This window comes from Bradyrhizobium sp. USDA 3311 (assembly GCF_054062495.1).
On the sequence record NZ_JBSSFI010000001.1, the window covers coordinates 843770 to 867604 of the forward strand.

The window sequence follows — 23835 nt, forward strand, 5'->3', positions numbered from 1 at the left end:
TCACAATGAACCGCGACGAATTCCTCGCGCTCGCGCTGAGAAATCCCGTCAACGTTACGATCATCGACGAACTCGCGCGGCTCGCCCTTCCGGATGCGTGGCTGGTCGCAGGTTGCCTGGTGCAGACGGTGTGGAACGTGCTCACGGGCCGCGCCGTCGATCACGGCATCGCCGACTACGACGTGTTCTATTTCGATCCCGATACGTCGTGGGAGGCGGAAGACGCGGTGATCCGCAAGCTGCAGGCACGGCTGGCGCGTCTCGGCGTCAAGGTCGAGATCCGCAATCAGGCGCGCGTGCATCTGTGGTACCCCGACAAGCACGGCCTGCCCTATCCGCCGTTGACGCGTTCAACCGACGGCATCGACCGCTTCCTGACGGAGAATACCCAGCTCGGTATCCAACCCGCGGGCGGGAGCTTCGACGTCTATGCGCCGCACGGGTTCGACGACGTCGCGCGATTGATCGTGCGGCCCAATCGGGCACAGAATTTTTCCATTGCCAATTACGCGGCGAAGGCCGCGCGATGGAAGGCGCTGTGGCCGGAGCTCACGGTCATTGCGGCGGAGTGAGATGCCTCGCCACGTCATGGCCGGGCTTGACCCGGCCATCCACGCGCAGCCGCGATGGAGAAACGACGTGGATGCCCGGGACAAGCCCGGGCATGACGACCGTGTATTCGACGTTAGCTAAATCCTACCGCACCACGCCCGACGTGAACCCCGCCTTGCGGCGCGGTGGCTTGATTTCCTTTTTCAGGAAGCACCGCGCTTCGCGGCCGGTGTAGCCGGGGCGGGCATAGGTGAAGGCGCGGCATTTGTTGTCGGCCGTGCAGGCGGCCTTGCACGCCTCCTCGCCTTCGCCGTCCTTGAGCTCAAAATTGCGCAGGTCGCCACCGGGGCGGTCGATCGAGGTCTCCACGCCTTCGACGCGCGGCTCGATCACGCCGGCGCCGCGCACACCGGAGATGCAGCAATTGCCCGGCACGCGCGGCGGCACCGTGTTCTTGAGCCAGCACACCGCCGCGGCGCCGTCGATGTCGGGATAGCTGAAGCTCCACGAGCGGCAACGGCGGTCGCGCTCGCACAGCAGCGCGCAATCCTCGGGGTCGCCAGATGTGACCGGCGTGCTGAAATAGTCACCGCCGGGCCGGTCGAATGCCGTCTGGGCGCGCGCAGGCCAGCTCGCAAGCACGAGCGAGAGCAGCGCGGCGCATGCCACGACGCTTGCCAAGACCCTTGCCATGACGGACAGGCGGCCCTTCCCCATCAGAACAGCTTTCGAGTTATTGACGACGCTCAGGTTTTTTCAGCCGGTCATTTGATCGCCGCAAACCTGTATGGGCGATGAACGGCTTAAGTCCCGGTCGTTGGCCTGTTGGTCTAGAACGCGTACTCCGCGTAGGCCGGTTCCACGGAGCCCTTCCAGGGGCCGTTGAACTTCTCGAGCATTTCCTCGGCCGGCGTGCGGCCGGAATCGATAATGCGGTCGAGCGGCTCCAAATGCCGCGTTTCGTCGCGGCCGAGCTGGTCGATCCGGCCGCGCCGGCGCAGGCCGGCATGTGCCAGAACGAGGCATTCCTTGGCGATCTCGAACAGATAGCGGTCCTTGATCCGCGCCTTGAAGCCGAAGCGCGGCACGTCGTCGCGCAGGGCCTGACGCTCATGCGCGCTCCAGTGCTTCACCATGTCCCAGGCGGCATCGAGCGACACATCGTCATAGAGCAGCCCGACCCAGAACGCCGGCAGCGCCGGCAGACGGCCCCACGGTCCGCCGTCGGAGCCGCGCATCTCGAGATAGCGCTTCAGCCGCACTTCCGGGAAGATCGTCGAGAGATGGTTGGCCCAGTCCGACAATGTCGGCCGCTCGCCGGGAAGATTGTTGTTGCGGCCGTCGAAGAAGGCGCGGAACGAGGAGCCCGAGACGTCGATGTAGTCTTCGCCGCGCTTGACGAAATACATGGGCACGTCGAGCGCGTAGTCGACATAGCGCTCGAAGCCCATGCCGTCCTCGAACGCCCAGGGCATCATGCCCGCGCGCGCATTGTCCGTGTCGCGCCAGATCTCGGAGCGGAAGGAGAGGAAGCCGTTCGGCTTGCCTTCGGTGAACGGCGAATTTGCGAACAGCGCGGTTGCGACCGGCTGGAGCGCGAGCGACACACGCAGCTTCTTGACCATGTCGGCTTCGGAGGAGAAGTCGAGATTGGTCTGCACCGTACAGGTCCGGTACATCATGTCGAGGCCGTACTGGCCGACCTTCGGCATGTAGTTGGTCATGATCTTGTAGCGGCCCTTGGGCATCACCGGGATGTCGGTGCGCGACCAGGACGGCGTCATGCCGAGCCCGAGGAAGCCGATGCCGAGCGGCGCTGCGATCTCGCGCACCTGCGCCAGATGCGCCATCAGCTCGCTCTGGGTCTGGTGCACGTTTTCGACCGGCGCACCGGAAAGCTCGAACTGTCCGCCCGGCTCGAGCGAGATCGCGCCGCCGCCGGTGACGTCGTAGAGGCCGATGATGTTGCCCTTCTCCATGATCGGCTCCCAGCCGAGCAGGAGCTTCATGCCCTCGAGCAGCGCGCCGATGCCGCGTGCGCCTTCGTAAGGCACCGGGCGGTGCCCCTCAAGCGTGAAAGGCGTCTTCTCGTGCTCGGTGCCCATGCGGAATTCGGACGGGTCCTTGCAGCCTTCCTCGAACCACGCAACGAGCTCGTCGCGCGATTGCAACGGCGTCATATCGATCTGGTCTCGCGCCATATCAAACTCTAATCAAAAGCGCTTCGACCGAATGCGCGGGTGACAGGGATGGTCCGCGAACCGACGGGCGCGCGGACGTGCTGGTTTGCCGCGCGATCATCGCGGCGGCGTGCTTTCGTTGACGTTGGCGACGGGCGGAAGCTTCATCTCGCCGCACGAGCAGCCCAGCCGGTCGAGCAGGCCGCTGAGCTTGACGGCATCGGCATCGGACAGCTTCGAGCCGACATATTTCTCGATCGCAGCGGAATAGGCACTCCACATCCGCTTCTGCAACTCGCGGCCGGCTTCCGTGATCTCGACGAACTGTCCGCGCTTGTCGATCTTGCATTCGCGCCGCGAGGCAAGGCCCTCATCGACCAGGCGGTCGATCAGGCGCGAGGTGGAGTATTGCGGGATCAGCATCTGCCGTTCGAGTTCCACCGGCCGCAACTCGCCGGAGGGCGCGCGGGACAGTTCGAGCAGCGCGTCATACCAGGCCAGCGGCGGGAACCCCGCCTTCTTCAGGTCCTGCTCGACGCAGTCGAGCACGCGGCTCTGCACCCGCATCAGGCGGATCCAGGCGGCGGTTGCCTCGGTCGATGGCTTGCGTTTCATGGTCCCGCTCAAACTCGTCGCCCGTCTCTTACCCTACTCGATGCACCTGCATCAATCTTGACTATTGCATGCAGCTGCATGTAGGCGTTCATTCGCCCAAGCCAAGCAACAAGAGGAGGAAATTCCATGAAACTCTATTACTCGCCCGGCGCCTGCTCCCTGTCCCCCCACATCGCACTCCTCGAAGCCGGCCTGCCCTACGAGCTGGTCAAGGTCGATATCCGGGCCAAGAAGCTCGAAAATGGTGAGGATTATCTGAAGCTGAACCCCAAGGGGCAGGTCCCTGCGCTGGGGCTCGACAGCGGTGAGATCGTGACCGAAGGCCCGGTGATTGTCCAGATGATCGCCGACCAGGCTTCTGCCAAGGCGCTGGCGCCGGCCCACGGCAGCGCCGAGCGCTACAAGCTGCTCGAATGGCTGAACTTCCTCACCTCGGAGGTGCACAAGAGCTTCGGCCCGATGTTCGCGCCGGCGCTGAACGACGAGGCCAAGGCGTTCTTCAAGGACCGCGTCATGGGTAAGCTGAAATACATCGACAGCCAGCTCGCCGGCCGCGACTACCTGATGGGCAAGCAGTTCACGGTTGCCGACGGCTATCTCTTCACGATGCTGACCTGGGCCGACCGGATGAAGTTTGATCTTTCGGCGATGCCCAACCTCACCGCCTACAAGACCCGCGTCGCGGCACGGCCACAGGTGCAGGAGGCGCTGAGGAAGGAAGGCCTCGCGCAGGCAAAGTAAGCGCTCGCAAGACGCAAGCAGCGAAAGGCCGGACCGACGACCCGGCCTTTCTTCATTTGCTGCCGGCGGCGCGGGAGCGGACCCATTGCGCCGGATCATCGTACCTTAGTTTGACTTATGAACTACTGTTCGCCAAACGTAAGTAGTGCTGTCTTGTCAGCACTCGCAAAGCGGGCGAGCTTGGCTGAATTGTTTGAAGATTTTTTGGGCTCTCATCGGAGTTGAACTTGACGATTGCCTTCGTCCTGATCGTCGCAAGTGCGTTGGTGGGAATCGCGACAGGTTGCGTTTTCAAGATCTGGGCGCTGGTTGTGATCTCACCGTTGATCGCAGTGTTCTCGGCGATAATTCTGCGCGCTTACGAATTCGGGATGATGGCGGGCGTGATCGTCATTGCCATCTGTCTTGCCATCTGCCAGCTCGCCTATTTCGCGGCAGCCTATGTGCTGCACGCGCGCCACGTCTCATCCCATGACGAAATCGACGGCGAGCCAGGCGAGACAGGCGAGCAGAAAATCCACCGCGAGCACAAGTAACGCCAAGGCTGCCCAAAGCACCGGGCCCTTGCGGCGCAGGCGCGCCGGCTTTTGTTGCGGCGTGAGACGGCCATTCGCGGGCGCAACAGTGTATTTCGCGGTGAGATCGCGGCCAAGCGCGGTCTTCCGCAGCACCAAGGAGTTCATCAAGGACACTTTCTTATTTTCTCTTCAACTCGCCGATGGATCGGCAAGCGTCCCAACCGGGTTCGTGACCCTGACCCGCAGCAAGACTAGTGCCAGGGCCGAGCAAAAGAACGGCGCCGCTTTGGCGCGCCTATGACAATTGCGCGACACCGCGGCAGCGGGGACTCTGGCACGGTTCCTACGCGAATTCTGTGACCGGTTCCACAGATCGGGAACCTCCTGACGCAACCGTGATGACGTCTCCCCAAACAAAAAGGCCGGATCGACGATCCGGCCTTTGTTCTCAAATGGCCTTGGGTGATCAGGCCGCCGCCTTCTTCGGCGCGAAGCGGCCGTAGAAGGTTTCGCCCTTCGCCGCCATCTCCTCAAGGAGCTTCGGCGGCGTGAAGCGCGAGCCGTATTTCGCTTCCAGCTTGTGGCAGAGCTCGACGAACTTCTTCGTGCCCATGAAGTCGATGTAGGACAGCGTGCCGCCGGTGAACGGCGCGAAGCCGAAGCCGAGGATCGAGCCGACATCCGCTTCGCGCGGATCGGTGATGACGTGGTCCTCCACCGTGCGCGCGGCTTCCACCGCCTGCACCACCAGGAAGCGCTGCTTCAGTTCCTCGACGTCGAGCGTGTCGGGGTCGAGCTGCTTCGGCTGGAGCGCCGAGAGGCCCGGCCACAGGCTCTTCTGACCCTTGCCCTTCTCGGGATAGTCGTAGAAGCCCTTGCTGTTCTTGCGGCCGAGTCGGCCCTGCTTCTCGACCATCTCCACCATCAGCTTCTTCTGATCGGGGTTGATGGCGTTCGGACCGAGATCGGCTTCGGTCGCCTTCATGATCTTGAGGCCGAGGTCGAGCGCCACTTCGTCCGACAGCGAGAGCGGGCCGACCGGCATGCCGGCCATCTTGGCGCAGTTCTCGATCATCGCCGGCGGCACGCCTTCCAGGAACATCTCGTTGCCTTCGGCGACGTAGCGGCCGACGCAACGGTTGGCGAAGAAGCCACGGCTGTCGTTGACCACGATCGGCGTCTTGCCGATCTGCCGGACATAGTCGAGCGCGGTCGCAAGCGCGACATCGCCGGTGTTCTTGCCGAGGATGATCTCGACCAGCATCATCTTCTCGACCGGCGAGAAGAAATGGATGCCGACGAACTTGCCCTGGTCCTTGAAGGCTTCCGCGAGCGAGGTGATCGGCAGCGTCGAGGTGTTCGACGCGAAGATCACGTCCGGCTTCAGATATTCCTGCGCCTTGGCGAACGTCTCCGCCTTGACCTTGCGGTCCTCGAACACGGCCTCGATGACGAGGTCGACGTCCTTGAGCGTGGAATAGTCCGCGGTCGGCGTGATGCGCGCGAGCAGCGCTTCGGCATCATTGGGCTTGGCGCGGCCCTTCTTGATCTGCTCCTCGATCACCTTCTGCGCATGCGCCTTGCCCTTGTCGGCGCTGTCCTGGTCGCGATCGATCAGGACGACGTCGAGGCCGGCACGCGCGGAGACGTAGCCGACGCTCGCGCCCATGAAGCCGGCGCCGATCACGGCGATCTTCTTCACCTTGGTTGCGGGCACGTCCTTCGGACGACGCGCGCCCTTGTTGAGCTCCTGCATCGACAGGAACAGGCTGCGGATCATCGCGGCTGCTTCCTTGGAGCGCAGCACCGAGGTGAAGTAGCGCGACTCGACCCGCAGCGCGGCGTCGATCGGCAGCTGCAGGCCTTCATAGACGCAGCTCATGATCGCGCGCGCGGCCGGATAGTTGTCGTAGGTCTCGCGGCGATAGATCGCGTTGCCGGCCGGGAACATCATCATGCCGGCCTTGGAGAACACCGGACCGCCGGGCAGCTTGAAGCCCTTCTCGTCCCAGGGCGCGACGGCCTTACCGCCGCCCTTGATCCAGTCTTTCGCGGCCTTGATAAGATCAGCGGCCGGAACGATGGCGTGGATCAGATTGAGTGCCTTGGCCTTCTCGACCGTGACCGGATCGCCCTTGAGCAGAATGGTCATCGCATCCTGCGGCGGCACCAGGCGCGGCACGCGCTGCGTGCCTCCGGCGCCGGGGAACAGGCCGACCTTGACCTCGGGCAGGCCGAGGCGCGTCTTGGGATTTTCCGCTGCCACACGATAGTGGCAGCACAGCGTGATCTCGAAACCGCCGCCGAGCGCGAGGCCGTTGATCGCGGCCGCCCACGGCTTGCCGGAGGTCTCGATCGAGCGCAGCACCTGCGAGAAGCGCCGGCTCTGCTCGAACAGCATCTGGTTCGCGGCGGTCTCGCCCTGCTCCCTGAAGACCTTGGCGTAGGCCTGGTTCATGCCCTCGAGCATCGACAGATCGGCGCCGGCGCAGAACGCCTCCTTGGCCGAGGTGATGACGATGCCCTTCACCGCGGCGTCGGCGGTGGTTGCCTTGACGATCGCATCGAGCTCGCTGGTCGAGGTCTCGTCGAGCACGTTCATCGAACGGCCCGGGATGTCCCAGGTGACGAGCGCGATGCCGTCGGCGTCGGTTTCAACCTTGAAATTCTTGTAAGCCATGTTGGTTGCTCCCCTTCGCCTTAGACGCGCTCGATGATGGTCGCGGTGCCCATGCCGCCGCCGATGCACAGCGTCACAAGGGCAGTGGACTTGTTGGTGCGCTCGAGCTCGTCGAGCACGGTGCCGAGGATCATCGCGCCGGTCGCGCCGAGCGGATGGCCGAGCGCGATCGCGCCGCCGTTGACGTTGATCTTGGCGTTGTCGATATCGAAGGCCTGGATGTAGCGCAGCACGACCGAGGCGAAGGCCTCGTTGAGCTCGAACAAATCGATGTCCGACTTCTTCATGCCGGAGCGCGCGAACAGCTTCTCGGTGACGTCGACCGGACCGGTCAGCATCATCGCGGGCTCGGAGCCGATGTTCGCAAACGCGCGGATTTTTGCGCGCGGCTTCAGGCCGTATTTGCTGCCCGCGTCCTTGCTGCCGAGCAGCACGGCGCCGGCGCCGTCGACGATGCCCGACGAGTTGCCGGCGTGGTGCACGTAATTGACGCGCTCGATTTCGGGGTGCGACTGCACCGCGACGCCGTCGAAGCCGCCCATCTGCGCCATCATCGTGAACGCCGGCTGAAGCTGCGCCAGCGACTGCATCGTCGTCGAGGGACGCATGTGCTCGTCCTTGGCGAGGATGGTGAGGCCGTTGATGTCCTTCACCGGCACGACCGACTTGTTGAAGCGGCCTTCGTCCCAGGCCTTGCCGGCGCGCTGCTGGCTCTGCACGGCGTAAGCGTCGACGTCGTCACGAGAGAAGCCGTACTTCGTCGCGATCAGATCGGCCGAGACGCCCTGCGGCATGAAATAGGCGGGTACCGCCATCGAGGGATCCATCGGCCAGGCGCCGCCGGAGGCGCCGATGCCGACGCGGCTCATCGATTCGGCACCGCCGCCGATGACGAGCTCATGCTGACCGCTCATCACCTGCGCGGCCGCAAAGTTCACGGCATCGAGACCGGAGGCGCAGAAGCGGCTGATCTGCACGCCTGGCACGGCTTCGCCGAGGCCCGCCTTCAGCGCGGCGAAACGCGCGATGTCGCTGCCTGCTTCACCGACGGGATCGACCACGCCGAGCACGACGTCGTCGACGCAATCTTCCGGCAGGTTGTTGCGGTCCTTCAGCGCCTTCAACGGCACCGCGGCGAGCGCCAGCGCGGTAACTTCGTGCAGCGCGCCGTCCGCCTTGCCGCGGCCGCGCGGGGTTCGGACGTGGTCGTAGATGTAGGCATCTGCCATGGGAGCCTCCTGATTGCAGCTATTGGTTACGACCGCGACGCGATCGGCATTATTGGTGAAGCGAAAATGCTCAGAACGCTTCTGCCGGCAGTTCCATGATGGTGGCGCAGCCCGACTGGATGCGCGCGAGATTGGCCGCGGTCTCCGGCAACATCCGCTCCATGAAGAAGCGACCGGTGACGAGCTTGGTCGAGAGATAGGGCGTCGCCCCGCTCTCGGCAATCTTGGCATTGGTCACCTTGGCCATCTTCGCCCACATGTAGCCGAGCGCGACGAAGCCGAAGAGATGCAGGTAATCGGTTGCGGCAGCACCCGCATTGTCCGGCTTCATCATCGCATTCTGCATCAGCCAGGTGGTGGCCTGCTGGAGATGGCCGAGCGAAGCCGAGAGCGGGGTGATGAAGGGTTTTAGCGCCTCGTCGCCGCCGTTCTCCTTGGCGAAGGCCATGACCTCGCCGAAGAAGGCCATGATGGCGCGGCCGCCGTCGCGCGGCAGCTTGCGGCCGACGAGGTCGAGCGCCTGGATGCCGTTGGCGCCTTCATAGATCATCGCAATACGCGCATCGCGCACGAACTGCTCCATGCCCTGCTCGGCGATGTAGCCGTGGCCACCATACATCTGCTGCGCCTGCACAGCGTTGGCGAAGCCGTAGTCGGTGAGGAAGCCCTTCAACACCGGCGTCATCAGGCCCATATGGTCGTCGGCGGCCTGACGGTCCTTGGCATCCTCCGACCGGTGAGCAACGTCGCTCTTCAGAGCGGTCCACATCACGAAGGCGCGCGCGGCCTCGTTGAAGGCGCGGATCGAGAGCAGCGTACGGCGCACGTCGGGATGCACGATGATCGGATCGGCCGGCTTGTCCGGCGCCTTGGTGCCGGTCAGGGAACGGCCCTGGATGCGCTCGCGGGCATAGGCGACGGCGTTCTGATAGGCGACCTCGGACTGCGCGAGACCCTGCACGGCGACGCCGAGGCGGGCCTCGTTCATCATCACGAACATGCCCTGCATGCCCTTGTTCTCTTCGCCGATCAGCCAGCCGGTGGCGCTGTCGTAGTTCATCACGCAGGTGGAATTGCCGTGGATGCCCATCTTGTGCTCGATCGAGCCGCAGACCACGCCGTTGCGGGCGCCGACCGAACCGTCGGCATTCACCAGGAATTTCGGCACCACGAACAGCGACACGCCCTTGATGCCGCTAGGCGCGCCCTCAATGCGGGCGAGCACGAGGTGGATGATGTTGTCGGCAAGGTCGTGCTCACCAGCGGAGATGAAGATCTTGGTGCCCGTGATCTTGAAGCTGCCGTCGGGCTGGCGCACCGCCTTGGTGCGGAGCATGCCGAGATCGGTGCCGCAATGCGGCTCGGTCAGGTTCATGGTGCCGGTCCATTCGCCCGCCACCATCTTCGGCACATAGGTCTTCTTCTGCTCGGGGCTGCCGTGCACGATCAGGGCTGCGGTCGCCCCCATGGTGAGGCCACCATACATCGAGAACGCCATGTTGGCGGAGATCTGGAATTCGTTGACCGCCTGGGAGAGCGTCACCGGCAGGCCCTGCCCGCCGAACTCGGTCGGCGCCGACAGGCCAAGCCAGCCGCCCTCGGCGACCTGCTTGAACGCGTCCTTGAAGCCCTTCGGCGTAGTGACACTGCCGTCATCGGCGCGCTTGCAGCCTTCGAGATCGCCGACGCGGTTGAGCGGCTGGAGCACCTCTTCGGCGAGCTTGGCGGCTTCGCCCAGGATCGCCTCGCGCACGTCGCTGGACGCATCGGAGAAGCCGGGCAGATTGTCGTAACGATCGATCTGGAAGACGTCGTTGAGCAGGAAATTCACGTCTTCGATGGGGGCTTTATAGATCGGCATGGTGGTCTCCCGGCAGGTACCTTGAAGTCATTGGGGCTTGAAGTGACGATGTTCGCGTGATTCCTGCGGCGCAGCCTTTGCCAGCAAGCTTAGCTGCTTCTGCAACCTCAGGGCAGGGTCATGATGGGGCGGCAAGCTGCTCCGCCATCAGACGGTGCAGCATGTTGATCGCCTTGAGCGGACGCACCATCACCTTGAAATGCGTGATGCGTCCCTCGGAATCGAAAGTGATGATGTCGACGCCATTGATCTCGATGCCGTCGATCATGGTCTTGAACTCGAGGACGGCGCCATTGGCGCTCGTCCACTCGCCGACATAGGTGAAGCCGGGACCGCCGAGGACCTTCTCGGCGCTCGACAGATATTTGAAGGTGATGTCGCGGCCGCGCTGGGGCGAATGCACCACAGGGCTTTCGAACACGGCATCGGGATGGAGCAGGTCCCAGAGCGCCTTGCGGTCATGGGACTTCATATAGCCGTACCAGGAATCGAGGCCGGTCATTCTCGGGCGCCTCCCTAAAGGCCAGGGCAAAAAACGCGAAAACAACCCCATGCACAGTAGCGAAGAGGTTGATTTTGCTTGATCTTCGGGGCGGGTCTTTGGCCCGCTCCGAAGCTGCCTCATATGCACATTGACGCATATGCGCAGATGCGCATAAAGTCAAGCTGGTTGGTCAAGGTCGAAGAAGGGAGGCCGGTGTCATGGCACTGGGCGACGCAATCCTCGCATGCCTGACGGAACGTCCGATGACGGGTTACGAGCTCGCCAAGACGTTCGATTCCTCGATCGGCTTCTTCTGGAAGGCCGACCATCAGCAGATCTACCGCGAGCTCTCCAAGCTGCGCGACCGCGGCTACATCCAGGGCCGCGAGGTCGTGCAATCCGGCAAGCCCAACAAGCTGGTTTATACGCTCACCCCCGAGGGTAGAACAGCGCTGCGGCACTGGGCCGCGCGGCCAAGCACGCCAGCCTCGACCAAGGACGATCTGCTGGTTCGGCTGCATGCGCTCGACAGCATCGATATCGAACCCCTTCGCACCGACCTGATGGCCCGGCTGGAGCACCACCGCGACCGCCACGCCAACTATGAGCGGATTCTGAAAAAGCGATTTCCGGACGGCACGGCGGAGGGCCGGCTCGATCTCGGCAACCTGCTCCTGCTCCGCCTCGGCGCCCGCCACGAGCAGATGGTCGCCGACTTTTGCGAAGAGACACTCGAGGCGCTGTCGACGATGAGCGGCAAGGGCACGGTGGTGCCGCTGGAGGACGGCAAGCGCGAGGGGAAGGGCTGAAGGCTAGATCGGCCGCGGCGGTGCCCGTCACCTCCTCCCGCTTGCGGGAGAGGTCGCGCCGAAGGCGCGGTGAGGGCTTTCTCCTCTTGGGGATCCTCGATTGCGGAAGCACCCTCTCCCCAGCCCTCCCCCGCAGGCGGGGGAGGGAGCGCTCCGACTATGCGGCGAAAGCTGAGGTTCAGTTCATTGGGTTCCCGCCGCCCAACTTTAAGACACCGGGCCCGCGTTCCTTAACCCGTTATTTACCGTAACAGACAAAAGTCGGTTTTCGAGGCAGACGACCCGCGCCAAATCCGATTGTCTTTGCAACCGGCACGCGTGGGAAGGCTGGAGTCGCCGGGTGGGGCGCCGAAGTCGGAACCGGACAGAGTCATGAATTCGCGCGTATCGTGGAGTGTTGACGGCATCGATCCCTCCGTCCGGGAGCGGGCCGAAGCTGCTGCGCGCAGAGCCGGCATGTCACTCAACGATTGGCTGAACTCCACGCTCGGCGAAACTGCCCCGCCAAACTTTCGCGGACCTTACGAGCAGCGTCCGCAACACATGCCGAACCAGGTACCGAGTCCGGAAAGCCGCGAAGTCGCCGACATCCACCAGCGGCTCGACGCGATCACCCAGCAGATCGAACGGATTTCGAAGCCCACCCCTCGCCAGGACTCTTCACGACAAGAGGTCTCGCGCGAGCAGGGCGTCGCACGCCAGCTCAACGACGCGATCTCGCGGCTCGATGCGCGCCTGTCGCAAATCTCAAAGCCGCAGCAGCTGCAACCGCAGCCGCCTCAGGCTCCGCGGCCCGCACCCGTCGAGACGCGCCAGCGCCAGGCCGATGCGGTCGAGCGCGCGGCCGCGCAGGTCTATCGCAGTTCGCCGCCGCTGAGCCCCGCCTCGTTCGACGTTGCCGTCGCCGAGATCACGGCGCGGCAGAGCGAGCTCGACGGCTTTGCGCCCAGGCAGATGCCGCCGCGCGCCGCGCCGTCGATTGCGCCCGCGGCAGCTCCTTTCGCCGCGCCGATGGCGCCACCCGCGCCTGCCTACGCTCCGCCGCCACCGCAGCCGGGGCCGGATTTCTCGTCGCTCGAGCGCCATCTGCTCAAGATCACGAGCCAGATCGAGTCGCTCCAGCGCCCCGACAATACCGAGCAGGCGATCAACGCTTTCCGCAGCGAGCTCGCGGAGATCCGCCACGCCATCACCGAGGCGATGCCGCGCCGCGCGATCGAATCGATCGAAAACGAAATCCGTTCGTTGCACCGTCGCATCGACGAGACCCGCTCGTCCGGCACCGACGGCCAGGTTCTGTCAGGCATCGAGCACGCGCTGTCCGACATCAAGCAGGTGCTGCGCACGCTGACGCCGGCCGAGCAGCTCACCGGCTATGACGAGGCGATCCGCAATCTCGGCGCCAAGCTCGATCTGATCCTGCGCGCCAATGACGATCCGTCCACGGTGCGCCAGCTCGAAGGCGCGATCTCGGCGCTGCGCGGCATCGTCTCCAACGTTGCCTCCAACGAAGCGCTGGCACGGCTGTCCGAGGACGTGCAGCTGTTGTCGTCCAAGGTCGACCAGATCACCCGCTCGTCCGGCCCGAGCGACAGCTTTGCCGTGCTCGAGCAGCGCATCGCGGCACTCACCGCCGCGCTGGAGACGCGCGAGCGACCTCAGCCCGCCGAGAGCACCGAGCACCTCGAGGCCGCAATCCGTGCGCTGTCGGATCGTTTCGACCGCATGCAGGTCGGCAGCGATTCGGCCTCGACCTTTGCGCATCTGGAACAGCGCGTCTCCTATCTGCTGGAGCGGATCGAAGCTGCCTCCGATCCGCGCAACACCAATCTCAGCCGCGTCGAGGACGGGCTGCACGACATCCTGCGCCATCTCGAACGGCAGCAGGCGACCTATTCCGCGCTCGCCGAGAGCCGCAGTTCGGCGCCGTCCCCCGATTCCGGCATGGTCGATCTCGTCAAGCGCGAGCTCTCCGACATTCGCTTCAGCCAGGCCGAAACCAACCGCAGCACCCAGGACTCGCTCGAAGCCGTTCACAGCGCGCTCGGCCACGTCGTCGATCGCCTCTCGATGATCGAGGGCGATCTGCGCGCGGTGCGCACCGCGCCGCCGGCCCCTGCGCCGATGCCGATGGCGATGGCTGCGCCCATGGAGCCCGCGCCGATGGCGCGCGAAGCTCGGCAGCAAGCGCAGCAGCCGAAATACGATCCGAAGCCTGAGCTGCCGAACCCGGCCGCCATGCAGCAGCCGGCGCATTCCGCCTTCGTGGCCGCGCCGCGCGAATTCCACGCCGCCGCGGCACCTGCCGCTCCGCCGCCGGTCCCGATGGCGCCGACGGCACCGCAAGCCGCACCACCCTTGCCGCCGCGCGCGATCAGTGAAATCCTGGAGCCGCATACGGCGCCCGCCCGCGCCGCGTTGGCGCCGGAATTGCCGCCGGATCATCCGCTCGAGCCTGGCACACGGCCGGGCGGGCGCGCTGCCACGCCGTCGGAGCGCATCGCCGCGTCCGAAAGCGCGATCAGCGGAATTCCCACTGCTCCGAAGGAGCCGGTGTCGTCGTCGAGCTTCATCGCGGCCGCGCGCCGCGCCGCTCAGGCCGCCGCCGCGCAGCCGCCCGAGAAGCCGGCCCGTGGCGCCAAGGCCGCAATCGCCCGCGCCAAGGACAAGGGCCAGGAAGGCGCCTCAACCATCACCTCGAAGATCCGCTCGCTGCTGGTCGGCGCGAGCGTGGTCGTGATCGTGCTCGGCACCTTCAAGATGGCGATGAACCTGCTCGATGGCGGCAGCGCGCCGCCGGCGCCGCAGGCGATGGAGAATTCGGTGAGCCAGCCCGCGCCGCAGGCTTCGCCGCCTCCGGTCGAGACCAAGCCCGCCATACCCGAGCAGGTCACGCCCTCGATGACCTCGCCGACGCCGATCGGACGGCAATCCCAGAACAATGCCGCGCCGGCTTCCACTCCCAATTCCGGCGGCTCGGCCTCGGTTGAAATCCCGCCCGCTCCGGCGGCCGTACCGCCTGCCGCCAGCGACGTCACCGGCGCGCTGTCGGGGGCCAGCCGCGCGCGACTCGGCCTCGTCCAGGTGCCGCCGAGCGAGAAACTGCCCGACGCTATCGGCGGCCCAGGCTTGCGCACCGCCGCGATGAAGGGCGATGCCACCGCCGCCTACGAGATCGCCGTGCGCTTTGCCGAAGGCAAGGGCGTCGCTGCGAACTACGACGAAGCTGCGAAATGGTACGACCGCGCGGCGCAGGCCGGCGTGATGCCCGCAACCTTCCGCCTCGGCACGCTCTACGAAAAGGGCCTCGGGGTGAAGAAGGACGCCGACATCGCCCGCCGCTACTACACGCAGGCCGCCGAGCGCGGCAACGCCAAGGCGATGCACAATCTCGCTGTGCTCGATGCCGACGGCGGCGGACGCGGTGCCAATTACAAGAGCGCGGCGCAGTGGTTCCGGAAAGCGGCCGACCGCGGCGTCGCCGACAGCCAGTTCAACCTCGGCATCCTCTATGCCCGCGGCATCGGCGTCGAGCAGAACCTCGCCGAGTCCTACAAATGGTTCAGCCTGGCAGCCGCCCAGGGCGATGCGGACGCCGCCGGCAAGCGCGATGACGTCGCCAAGCGCCTCGATCCGCAATCGCTCGCCGCCGCCAAGCTCGCGATCCAGACTTTCAGCGCCGAACCGCAGCCCGACGATGCCGTCAACGTCCCAGCCCCGAACGGCGGCTGGGACAGCGCGCCGCAGGCGAACGCCAAGCCCGCGCCGAAGCCGGTCGCGACGAAGCGGTCGGCGTCAGCGGCGCACTGAGCCGCATAGCATTAGATTGAACCAAGCGGGCCACGGGCTCGGTGCACCTCTCCCGCTTGCGGGAGAGGTCGGCGCTCGCAAGAGCGCCGGGTGAGGGCTTTATCCTCTTGGGGAGTCTCACTGCGGAGGCACCCTCTCCCCAGCCCTCCCCCGCAAACGGGGGAGGGAGCGCACCTCCATTGTCGCAACGATCACGCCCAATCTCATCACACTCCTCACACCCATTCACCACGCCCAAAATTCCTGATCCGCTCGACAGCGAATTCCGCTATTGAGGGACGCGGCAATCGATCCGTCTGGCCGGTGCGTGGTTCAATGCAGCTCTACCTTCCGATCGCCGATCTTCCGGTCAACGTCTTCCTGGTGCTGGCGATGGGCGCTGCGGTTGGCTTCGTCTCCGGCATGTTCGGGATCGGCGGCGGCTTCCTGATGACGCCGCTGTTGATCTTCATCGGCATCACGCCGGCGGTCGCGGTCGCCTCGGTCGCTAGCCACATCGCGGCGTCCTCCTTTTCCGGCGCGATCTCCTACTGGCGGCGGCGCGCGATCGATCCGGCGCTGGCGAGCGTGCTGCTCTGCGGCGGCGTGACCGGCACAGCATTGGGGGTGTGGACCTTCACGCAGCTCCGCGCGCTCGGCCAGCTCGATCTGATGATCGCGCTGTCCTACGTCGTGCTGCTCACCACCGTCGGCAGCCTGATGTTCTCCGAAGGCCTGCGCGCCCTGATGCGGACGCGGCGCGGCACGGTGCCGCCGCGGCGCACGCACAACTGGATCCATGGCCTGCCGCTGAAGATGCGGTTCAAGCGCTCGAAGATCTATCTCTCGGTGATCCCCGTCTTGATCGTCGGCACCATGATCGGCTTTATCGGCGCCATCATGGGCATCGGCGGCGGCTTCATCCTGGTGCCGATCATGATCTACCTGCTGCGAGTGCCGACCTCGACGGTGATCGGGACGTCGATGGTCCTGACCCTGGTCACCATGCTGTTCGCAACCATGCTGCATGCGGTGACCAACCACCTCGTCGATGCCGTCCTGGCGCTGATCCTGATGGTCGGCGGCGTCACCGGCGCGCAGTTCGGCGCACGTGCCGGCCAGAAGATCCGCGGCGAGCAGCTTCGTTTGCTGCTGGGCCTCTTGATCCTCTCGGTCGGCGTCCGCTTTGCGATCGAGCTGGTGATCCGGCCGGAGGATCTCTTCACCATCCGTGAGCTCGGAGTGAGCGGATGATTCGCGCGCTGCTCGCAATCGTTCTCGTCCTGCTGCTCGGCAGCGCCGCGCGGGCCGAGCGGCTGATCGTGTCGGTCTCCAACCACCGCGTCACGGTGACGCCGAATTATTCCGGCGAGGAGCTGGTGCTGTTCGGCTCGGTCGAGAAGGACGCCACGACGCCCGCGGACCGCACGGCTTACGATCTCGTGGTCACCGTGATGGGCCCGCGCGCCGACATGGTGACACGGCGGAAAGAACGCACCTTCGGCATCTGGATCAACACCGACTACCGGCAGTTCCTGCAGGTGCCGAGCTACCTGGCGCTGTTCGCCAACCGCCCGTTCGACGTCATCACCTCGCCCGAGATCGCACGGCGGCAGCAGATCGGGCTGAACAACGTGCGGCTGACCCAGCGGGTCAGCGGCGATTATGCCGACGTGGTGCCGAACGACGCATTCCGCTCCGCCTTCATCCGCCTGCGCACCCAGCGCGGCCTCTATCGCGAGGATGCGAGCGCCGTGACGTTCCTGACGCCGACGCTGTTCCGCACCGGGATTCCGCTGCCGGCGGAGGTGCCGATCGGCACCTATGAGGTCGAGATCAAGCTGTTCGCGGGCGGCGCATTCATCGGCAGGACCGAAACCGCCTTCGAGATCGTCAAGGTCGGTTTCGAGCAGTTCGTCGCGACGACCGCGCGACAGAACGGCCTGATCTACGGCCTCGCCACCGCGGCAATGGCGCTGATGACGGGGTGGATGGCGTCGATCGTGTTCAGGAAGGATTGAGACCGTCATTCCGGGGCGCGCGTAGCGCGAACCCGGAATCCATCGATCGGCGGAGTAGGCGGCGCAATGGATTCCGGGCTCGACGCTTCGCGTCGCCCCGGAACGACGACCTCCATCACGGCGCCTCGATCACCGTCGGCACGCCCGGCTCCAGCAATCGCAATCGCGTCCCGAAACCGAGCACGTCGAAGGTCTTGCGCAGGTCCTCGCTGTTCTGGCGGAAATGCGCCCAGCCTTCGGTATGCAGCGGCACGATCATCGCATCGGGAAAGGCCCGTGCGGTCTCGATGGTGTCGTTGGTGTCCATGGTGAGATGGAACGGCCCGCGCGTCTGCGCAGCGCCGGCAAAGGGCAGCACCACGCCGCATTTGAAGCGGCGGGCGACCTCGGCAACGCCGTCGAACCAGGTGGTGTCGCCACTGATATAGACCGCGCTTGTGTCCTTGCGGTTTGAGGACACCACGAAGCCGATGACATCGCCCGACAGCGGCTCGATGCCGGCAGGACCGTGACGCGCCGGCGTCGCGGTGATGGTCAGTGAATTGCCGTCACGATCCTTCACATGCGAGGTCGCCCAGGGCGCAAGGCCTTCGGCATGGCCGCCGAGGCGCCTGGCGCCGGCCTCTGTCGTCAGCACGCGCTTCGCATGTTTGAGAAACTCGCGACCGGAATTGTCGAGATTGTCCGAATGCTGGTCGTGGCTGAGCAGGACCGCATCGACCGGACCGATCATATCGGCTGTCAACGCGGGCCCGATCGTCTTCTCCAGCTTCACATGCGGCAGCTGGTACGCGCCTGGCGCATCGAAGGTCGGGTCGGTGAGGAGACGGAAGCCGTCGATCTCGATCAGCGCGGTCGGGCCGCCGATCAGGGTGATGGAGATGGGCATGATGAACCTTCCTTACGATGCGGCCTTTGACGGAAGCGGCTTTGACGAAGGCGACTTGGCCGGCCGGGTCACCAGATAGATGCCGAGTGCGACCGGGATGATGCCGAGCAGGTCGCGGGCCTCGACATGCTCGCCGAGCACGAGGAAGGCGAACAGCATGCCGAGCGGCGGCATCAGGAAATGATAGGCGCTGGCAGCGGTGGCGCCACACACTTCCAGGAGATGAAACCAGAGCCAGTAGGCCAGGATCGAGCCGCCGAGCACGAGGAAGGCGAAGGCGCCGATCAGGCTTGGGGTGACATTGATCGCGTGGACGTCGGCGAAGGTGAGCGCGACCGGCGTCAGCACGATGCCCGCTGCGAGATTCTGCACGCCGTTGCCGATCCACAGGCTTCCCTTCGGCGCGAGCAGCTTGAAGAGGATCGTGCCGAGGACGATGGAGGCAAGCGAGGCAAGCGTGAAGACGATGCCGTGCCATGAATCGGTGCCGACCGACAGGCGGTGCCAGACGATCGCCGTCACTCCGATGACGCCGAGCAAAAGACCGCTCGCCTTGCGCCAAGTCATGCCTTCGCCAAGCAGCAATGCGGCGAGCGCCGCAGTGAACACCGGATTGGCCGACACGATCAGGCCGCCGAGCCCGGCGGAGACCGATTGCAGGCCGGTGTAGCCGAGGCCGAGATAGAGCGCGTTGTTGGCGATGCCGAGCACGGCGAAGATCGCGGCATCGCGCCAGGACAATGACCAGCTGTCGCCGCGGATCAGCGTCGCACCGAGGATCAAAATGCCGGCGAGCGAGAAGCGCGCGGCGAGCAGGATCAGGGGCGGACAATGGGTGACGCCGATCTTACCGGCGACGAAGGCATAGCTCCAGAGCAGGCAGAACAGGCCGATAGCGAGCGGCAGCGTGTTGAAGCGGCTGCGGGGAACGGGAATCGAGGGGGCGAGCGACATGAGGGCATTCTCGGATGTTTTCTTCTGGCCCTCGATCTAGGGAGGCCGCTTGCCATTTGGAAATTAAATGATTAACTTCCAATCAGTGGATTTTCGAATGGAGGCGCCCATGCTCGATCTCGAGCTTCTGCGCAGCTTCGTCTCGGTCGTCGAGGCCGGTGGCTTCACCCGCGCCGGCGAGCGCGTCCACCGCACGCAATCGACCGTCAGCCAGCAGATCAAGCGGCTGGAGGAGGATGTCGGCCAGGTGCTCCTGCACCGCGACGGCAAGGACGTGCGTCCCACCGAGGCCGGCGAGCGGTTGCTGTCCTACGCCCGGCGGCTGTTGTCGCTTGCGGAAGAGGCGCGCGACGTGCTGAGCCAGCCCGACAGCGAAGGCGCGATCCGGCTCGGCATTCCCGAGGATTTTGCGGCCTATCGCCTGGCGAAATTGCTGGCGACGTTCTCGCGCTCGCATCCACGCCTGCGGCTCGACGTCCGCGCCGACCAGAGCAAGAACCTCGCCCGTGATCTCGAACGCGGCGAGCTTGATCTGGCGCTTTACAAGCGCGAGGCCGGCGAGAAGGGCGCGATCGCGGTGTGGCCGGAGCGGGTGCACTGGGTCACCAGCAAGAGCCATCCGATCGACGCGGGCGCGCCGTCGGTGCCGCTGATCGGCTTTCCGCTGGGCTGCCTCTATCGCGCCGGCGCCATCCACGCGCTGGAGAGCGCGGGCCGCACCTGGCACATGGCCTACACGTCATCGAGCCTCGCCGGCATCCAGGCCGCGGTCGCCGCTGGCATGGGGCTGAGCATCCTGTCCGAGATGTCGATCCAGGCCGATCATCGCGTGCTGACCGCGAAGGACGGCTTTGCGCCAATCAACAAGACCGAGGTGGCGCTGATGGCTGCGCCGGATGCGAGCCCGGCAACGCTGCGGCTCGCGGATCGACTCGCGGAGTTCTGCGATAACGTGCAGGCGAAGGCGGCCTAGTCGCCACGAGGTCGGTCTGTTCCCTCCCCCCTTGCGGGGGAGGGAGTGCAGTTGTGCACGTGGCGCGCAGCGTGTGTTCAGTACGCTACGCTCAATAACACCGCGACGCGGCAATCGCATGCACGCGGCGGTCGCCGAGCAGATGGGCGACAAAACCGTTCTTCGGGAAGATCCTTGCAAACGCCGCGTCGCGGATGCTGAGGCCGCCGGCATAGGCGCCGAAGGCGGGCATCACGGCGCGCATCCCGTCACTGGCGAAGCAGCGGCGCTCCATCGAACGGCCGCGCGCGGAGACGCGGGCCTTGGGATGGAGATGGCCGGCGATCTCGCCATGCGCGCCGGTCGGCTCGTGGCGGAACGTGATCGGGCCGATCGCGACCTCGTCGGCGACGGTGCCGCCGAGATCGCGCGGCAGCATCGGATCGTGGTTGCCGGAGATCCAGATCCAGTCGCGACCGGATTGGAGTCCGGCAACGGCGTCGCGATCCTCCGCGGAGAGTCGCTCATGCGCGGTGCGATCGTGAAAACTGTCGCCAAGCGCGATGACGGTGCGCGGATCATGGCGGGAGATGACAGCAGCGAGCCGGCCGAGTGTCGCGATCGTATCGTAAGGCGGCAGCAGCACGCCGCGGCTGGCGAAGCTCGAGCCTTTTTCGAGATGCAGGTCGGAGACGACGAGCAGGCGCTGCTCTTCCCAGAACAGGGCGCCGGAGAGATCGGCGGCGAACGTCACATCGCTGATGGTGACTCTGGAAACGCGCATGTCCTCGACATCTCCTGAAACCAGCGCGCCTGCCGTCACGTCAAAACCTGCTCTTATCCCATCGCCTCTTTGACCAGCTCGTCGGCGGCCTCGGCCAGGAGCTCGTCTGCTGCTTCGCCATAGACTGACTCGCGGCCGATTTCCAGCATCACGGGGACGGCGAGCGGGGAGACGTGGTCGAGTTCCCGGTGGGTGATGCGGCCCTGGATGCGGGCCAGCATGCCGCCGAGACGGCGCAGGTCGAGCAGCCCGGTGGCGGCATCGGCGCGGGCGGCGCGCAAGAGGACGTGATCGGCCTGATGCTTGCGCAGGACGTCGTAGACGAGATCGGTCGAGAACAGCACCTGGCGGCGGCTCTTGTCCTCATTGGTGAAGCGGCGCTCGATCAGGCCGGAGATCAGCGCGCAGTTGCGGAAGGTGCGCTTCATCAGCGCGGATTCGGCCAGCCATGCTTCGAGATCGTCCCCCAGCATGTCGGGGTTGAACAGCGCGTCGAGATTGAGCTCGCCGTTGCGGACCATGAAGGAGGCGTCGCCCAGCCCCCAGATCGCCACCGCATATTCGTTGGCGACAAAGCCGAGCGGCCGGGCGCGGGCACGCTCCAGACGACGCGTCAAGAGCATGCCGAGCGTCTGGTGCGCGAGGCGCCCTTCGAAGGGATAGCAGATCAGATAATGCTTGTTACCGCGTGGAAAGGTCTCGACCAGAAGCTCGCGGACACCCGGCACGCGCGAGACGTCCTTCTGCAACGACAGCCAGTCGCGCACCTGCTCCGGCAGACCGTTCCATGCGCGCCTGTCGTCGAGCAGGCGGCGCACACGCTCCGCCAGATAGGTCGAGAGCGGGAACTTGCCGCCCATATAGGACGGCACCTTCGGATCCTTGTCGTTGGCGCGGGAAACATAGACCTGATCCTCGGCGAGCGCCTCGTAGCGCACGACCTCGCCGCCGAACACAAAGGTGTCGCCGGCGGTCAGCCCCTCGATAAAGTATTCCTCGATCTCGCCGAGCACGCGGCCGCCGCGCGCGATCGCGCCGGTCGAACCGCTGCCGGTGGAGCGGGAACGCACCAACCGCACCTTCAGCATCGGCTCCTCGACGATGGTGCCGACATTGAGACGATAGCTCTGCCGCACCTTTGGATTGGCGACGCGCCAGCGTCCCTGCTTATCCTGCCTGATGCGGGCGAAGCGCTCGTAGGTCTTCAGCGCGTAACCGCCGGAGGCGACGAAATCGACGACATCGTCAAAATCCTGCCGCGCCAGACCGGCGTAAGGCGCGGCAGTGCGCACCTCGTCATAGAGCTCGTCGGAGAGAAACGGCTCGCCGCAGGCGCAGCCGAGCACATGCTGGGCCAGCACGTCGAGCGCGCCGGTGCGCAGCGGCGGCGTGTCCTGCGCATTCTCGGCGATGGCATCGATCGCGACGCGGCACTCCAGCACCTCGAAACGGTTGGCCGGCACCAGCACCGCGCGCGAGGCCTCGTCGAGGCGGTGATTGGCGCGGCCGATGCGTTGCATCAGGCGCGACGAGCCCTTGGGCGCGCCGATATTGACGACGAGATCGACGTCGCCCCAGTCGACGCCGAGGTCGAGCGAGGAGGTGCAGACCACGGCGCGCAGCTTACCTGCCGACATCGCGTCCTCGACCTTGCGGCGCTGGGCGACGTCGAGCGAGCCGTGATGCAGCGCGATCGCGAGCCCGTCGTCGTTCATGCGCCAGAGATCCTGGAACAGCATCTCCGCCTGGCTGCGGGTGTTGACGAAGACCAGCGTGGTCTTGTTCGCCTTGATCAGCTCATAGACCTCGCTGAGCGCGTGACGCGCGCCGTGGCCGGCCCAGGGCAGCCGCTCGCGCGTATCGAGCATCTCGACCAGCGGCGGCGCGGCACCGCCGGCGATCACGATGTCGGCGGCCACTTCCTTGCCATCAGTCTGCGGCACCAGGAAGCGCGCGAGCTGGTCCGGCTCGGCCACGGTCGCCGACAATCCGATCGCGCGGATCTGCGGCGCCAGCCGCCACAACCGCGCCAGCCCGAGCGAGAGCAGATCGCCGCGCTTGGACGTCACCAGCGCGTGCAGCTCGTCCAGCACGATGCGCTTCAAGGAGGAGAACAGGAACGGGGCGTCGTCGGAGGAGAGCAGAAGGGCGAGCTGCTCCGGCGTCGTCAGCAGGATATCAGGCGGATAGCGCCGCTGCCGCTGCCGCCGCGACACCGGCGTGTCGCCGGTGCGGGTCTCGACCTTGATCGGCAGCGCCATCTCGGCGATCGGTCGCTCCAGGTTGCGCGCGATGTCGACGGCGAGCGCCTTGAGCGGCGAGATGTAGAGCGTGTGGAGGCCAGCGCTACGCTGCACGCTGCGGCCGGTGGAGACGAGGCTTTGCCTGGCGCTGGCGTCGCGTTCGACCGCCGGCGTCGAAAGCTCCACCAGCGTCGGCAGAAATCCCGCCAGCGTCTTGCCGGCGCCGGTCGGCGCGATCAGCAGCGCGGAGCGGTCCTCGCGCGCCTTCTCCAGCAGCGCCAGTTGATGCGCGCGCGGCGACCAGCCGCGCGCCGCGAACCACGCCTCGAAACGGTCGGGCAGCGGCGCGGCCGGCTCGGCCGGGATTTTGTGGATGCGGGGCGGCACGGCATCACAGGTAAGCCGTGGGGGCGGGTTCGTCGAGGGGTGGAGGGAGGTCTCGTAGGGTGGGCAAAGCGTAGCGTGCCCACCCTTCGCGTATGGGTACCTGGAGAGATGGTGGGCACGGCGCAAGGGCGCCTTTGCCCACCCTAC

The 23835-nt window shown here is 65.6% G+C and carries 19 protein-coding genes; 8 read left to right on the forward strand and 11 right to left on the reverse strand.

What is annotated here, in order from left to right; genetic code table 11:
- Positions 1 to 5: 5 nt before the first annotated feature.
- Positions 6 to 572: a nucleotidyltransferase family protein gene (locus ACVWW6_RS04150; protein WP_456680174.1), complete on the forward strand. Its 567-nt coding sequence runs from the start codon at positions 6 to 8 to the stop codon at positions 570 to 572.
- A 124-nt stretch (positions 573 to 696) separates the two neighbouring features.
- Here ACVWW6_RS04150 and ACVWW6_RS04155 read toward each other — a convergent pair whose 3' ends face one another.
- The 3 genes from ACVWW6_RS04155 to ACVWW6_RS04165 all read right to left on the reverse strand — a co-directional run bounded on the left by ACVWW6_RS04155 (position 697) and on the right by ACVWW6_RS04165 (position 3347).
- Positions 697 to 1269 (reverse strand): PAN domain-containing protein, encoded by a 573-nt coding sequence (locus tag ACVWW6_RS04155; protein ID WP_028173708.1) that lies wholly within the window; start codon positions 1267 to 1269, stop codon positions 697 to 699.
- Positions 1270 to 1382: 113 nt separating this feature from the next.
- Complete coding sequence (locus ACVWW6_RS04160) at positions 1383 to 2753, reverse strand: glutamate--cysteine ligase (protein WP_028173709.1); 1371 nt, start codon at positions 2751 to 2753, stop codon at positions 1383 to 1385.
- Positions 2754 to 2849: 96 nt separating this feature from the next.
- The gene (locus tag ACVWW6_RS04165; RefSeq protein WP_011083982.1) at positions 2850 to 3347 is read right to left on the reverse strand and encodes a MarR family winged helix-turn-helix transcriptional regulator; all 498 of its coding nucleotides are present in this window, start codon (positions 3345 to 3347) and stop codon (positions 2850 to 2852) included.
- Between the two features lie 126 nt (positions 3348 to 3473).
- Between ACVWW6_RS04165 and gstA the strand changes: the two genes are divergently transcribed.
- Together gstA and ACVWW6_RS04175 are read left to right on the forward strand one after the other, a co-directional pair.
- Positions 3474 to 4088: a glutathione transferase GstA gene (gene gstA, locus ACVWW6_RS04170; RefSeq protein ID WP_011083981.1), complete on the forward strand. Its 615-nt coding sequence runs from the start codon at positions 3474 to 3476 to the stop codon at positions 4086 to 4088.
- Between the two features lie 227 nt (positions 4089 to 4315).
- Entirely contained in the window at positions 4316 to 4624 is a 309-nt protein-coding gene (locus tag ACVWW6_RS04175; RefSeq protein WP_456680175.1) for a hypothetical protein, read from the forward strand.
- Between the two features lie 448 nt (positions 4625 to 5072).
- Here the strand turns inward: ACVWW6_RS04175 and ACVWW6_RS04180 are convergent, their stop codons facing one another.
- The 4 genes from ACVWW6_RS04180 to ACVWW6_RS04195 form a co-directional block, all read right to left on the reverse strand.
- Positions 5073 to 7286, reverse strand: a complete 2214-nt coding sequence (locus tag ACVWW6_RS04180) for an FAD-dependent oxidoreductase (protein WP_456680176.1) — start codon at positions 7284 to 7286, stop codon at positions 5073 to 5075.
- A gap of 20 nt (positions 7287 to 7306) precedes the next feature.
- A complete protein-coding gene (locus ACVWW6_RS04185) occupies positions 7307 to 8515 on the reverse strand; it encodes an acetyl-CoA C-acetyltransferase (RefSeq protein WP_011083978.1) in 1209 nt (402 codons plus the stop codon).
- Positions 8516 to 8585: 70 nt separating this feature from the next.
- Entirely contained in the window at positions 8586 to 10376 is a 1791-nt protein-coding gene (locus ACVWW6_RS04190) for an acyl-CoA dehydrogenase C-terminal domain-containing protein (protein WP_456680177.1), read from the reverse strand.
- Positions 10377 to 10494: 118 nt separating this feature from the next.
- Complete coding sequence (locus ACVWW6_RS04195) at positions 10495 to 10878, reverse strand: nuclear transport factor 2 family protein (protein ID WP_060909362.1); 384 nt, start codon at positions 10876 to 10878, stop codon at positions 10495 to 10497.
- Positions 10879 to 11078: 200 nt separating this feature from the next.
- Between ACVWW6_RS04195 and ACVWW6_RS04200 the strand changes: the two genes are divergently transcribed.
- From ACVWW6_RS04200 to ACVWW6_RS04215, 4 genes are all read left to right on the forward strand, one after another.
- Positions 11079 to 11669 (forward strand): PadR family transcriptional regulator, encoded by a 591-nt coding sequence (locus tag ACVWW6_RS04200; protein WP_028172823.1) that lies wholly within the window; start codon positions 11079 to 11081, stop codon positions 11667 to 11669.
- 372 nt (positions 11670 to 12041) lie between these two features.
- Positions 12042 to 15479: a hypothetical protein gene (locus ACVWW6_RS04205; RefSeq protein WP_456680178.1), complete on the forward strand. Its 3438-nt coding sequence runs from the start codon at positions 12042 to 12044 to the stop codon at positions 15477 to 15479.
- 315 nt (positions 15480 to 15794) lie between these two features.
- Positions 15795 to 16712 carry a sulfite exporter TauE/SafE family protein gene (locus ACVWW6_RS04210; protein WP_028172821.1) on the forward strand — a complete coding sequence of 306 codons (918 nt, stop codon included), beginning with the start codon at positions 15795 to 15797 and terminating at the stop codon, positions 16710 to 16712.
- Positions 16709 to 17479: a TIGR02186 family protein gene (locus ACVWW6_RS04215; protein WP_456680179.1), complete on the forward strand. Its 771-nt coding sequence runs from the start codon at positions 16709 to 16711 to the stop codon at positions 17477 to 17479. The genes ACVWW6_RS04210 and ACVWW6_RS04215 overlap by 4 nt, the downstream gene beginning before the upstream one ends.
- 115 nt (positions 17480 to 17594) lie before the next feature.
- On the opposite strand, the gene ACVWW6_RS04220 is transcribed toward ACVWW6_RS04215, so the two are convergent.
- Positions 17595 to 18368, reverse strand: coding sequence for an MBL fold metallo-hydrolase (locus tag ACVWW6_RS04220; RefSeq protein ID WP_456680180.1), 774 nt, complete (start codon positions 18366 to 18368; stop codon positions 17595 to 17597).
- Between the two features lie 12 nt (positions 18369 to 18380).
- Positions 18381 to 19322, reverse strand: a complete 942-nt coding sequence (locus ACVWW6_RS04225; RefSeq protein WP_456680181.1) for a DMT family transporter — start codon at positions 19320 to 19322, stop codon at positions 18381 to 18383.
- A gap of 109 nt (positions 19323 to 19431) precedes the next feature.
- On the opposite strand from ACVWW6_RS04225, the gene ACVWW6_RS04230 reads away from it, so the two are divergent.
- A complete protein-coding gene (locus tag ACVWW6_RS04230) occupies positions 19432 to 20295 on the forward strand; it encodes a LysR substrate-binding domain-containing protein (protein WP_456680182.1) in 864 nt (287 codons plus the stop codon).
- A gap of 91 nt (positions 20296 to 20386) precedes the next feature.
- Here ACVWW6_RS04230 and pdeM read toward each other — a convergent pair whose 3' ends face one another.
- Together pdeM and ACVWW6_RS04240 are read right to left on the reverse strand one after the other, a co-directional pair.
- Positions 20387 to 21058 (reverse strand): ligase-associated DNA damage response endonuclease PdeM, encoded by a 672-nt coding sequence (gene pdeM / locus ACVWW6_RS04235; RefSeq protein WP_051000237.1) that lies wholly within the window; start codon positions 21056 to 21058, stop codon positions 20387 to 20389.
- A gap of 53 nt (positions 21059 to 21111) precedes the next feature.
- A complete protein-coding gene (locus ACVWW6_RS04240; protein WP_456680183.1) occupies positions 21112 to 23688 on the reverse strand; it encodes a ligase-associated DNA damage response DEXH box helicase in 2577 nt (858 codons plus the stop codon).
- Positions 23689 to 23835: the final 147 nt, after the last annotated feature.

Coding starts and splice junctions, on each gene's coding strand:
- ACVWW6_RS04150 (WP_456680174.1), top strand. CDS start 6: ATGAACCGCGACGAATTCCTCGCGCTCGCGCTGAGAAATCCCGTCAAC.
- ACVWW6_RS04155 (WP_028173708.1), bottom strand. CDS start 1,269: ATGGGGAAGGGCCGCCTGTCCGTCATGGCAAGGGTCTTGGCAAGCGTC.
- ACVWW6_RS04160 (WP_028173709.1), bottom strand. CDS start 2,753: ATGGCGCGAGACCAGATCGATATGACGCCGTTGCAATCGCGCGACGAG.
- ACVWW6_RS04165 (WP_011083982.1), bottom strand. CDS start 3,347: ATGAAACGCAAGCCATCGACCGAGGCAACCGCCGCCTGGATCCGCCTG.
- gstA (WP_011083981.1), top strand. CDS start 3,474: ATGAAACTCTATTACTCGCCCGGCGCCTGCTCCCTGTCCCCCCACATC.
- ACVWW6_RS04180 (WP_456680176.1), bottom strand. CDS start 7,286: ATGGCTTACAAGAATTTCAAGGTTGAAACCGACGCCGACGGCATCGCG.
- ACVWW6_RS04185 (WP_011083978.1), bottom strand. CDS start 8,515: ATGGCAGATGCCTACATCTACGACCACGTCCGAACCCCGCGCGGCCGC.
- ACVWW6_RS04190 (WP_456680177.1), bottom strand. CDS start 10,376: ATGCCGATCTATAAAGCCCCCATCGAAGACGTGAATTTCCTGCTCAAC.
- ACVWW6_RS04195 (WP_060909362.1), bottom strand. CDS start 10,878: ATGACCGGCCTCGATTCCTGGTACGGCTATATGAAGTCCCATGACCGC.
- ACVWW6_RS04200 (WP_028172823.1), top strand. CDS start 11,079: ATGGCACTGGGCGACGCAATCCTCGCATGCCTGACGGAACGTCCGATG.
- ACVWW6_RS04205 (WP_456680178.1), top strand. CDS start 12,042: ATGAATTCGCGCGTATCGTGGAGTGTTGACGGCATCGATCCCTCCGTC.
- ACVWW6_RS04210 (WP_028172821.1), top strand. CDS start 15,795: ATGCAGCTCTACCTTCCGATCGCCGATCTTCCGGTCAACGTCTTCCTG.
- ACVWW6_RS04215 (WP_456680179.1), top strand. CDS start 16,709: ATGATTCGCGCGCTGCTCGCAATCGTTCTCGTCCTGCTGCTCGGCAGC.
- ACVWW6_RS04220 (WP_456680180.1), bottom strand. CDS start 18,368: ATGCCCATCTCCATCACCCTGATCGGCGGCCCGACCGCGCTGATCGAG.
- ACVWW6_RS04225 (WP_456680181.1), bottom strand. CDS start 19,322: ATGTCGCTCGCCCCCTCGATTCCCGTTCCCCGCAGCCGCTTCAACACG.
- ACVWW6_RS04230 (WP_456680182.1), top strand. CDS start 19,432: ATGCTCGATCTCGAGCTTCTGCGCAGCTTCGTCTCGGTCGTCGAGGCC.
- pdeM (WP_051000237.1), bottom strand. CDS start 21,058: ATGCGCGTTTCCAGAGTCACCATCAGCGATGTGACGTTCGCCGCCGAT.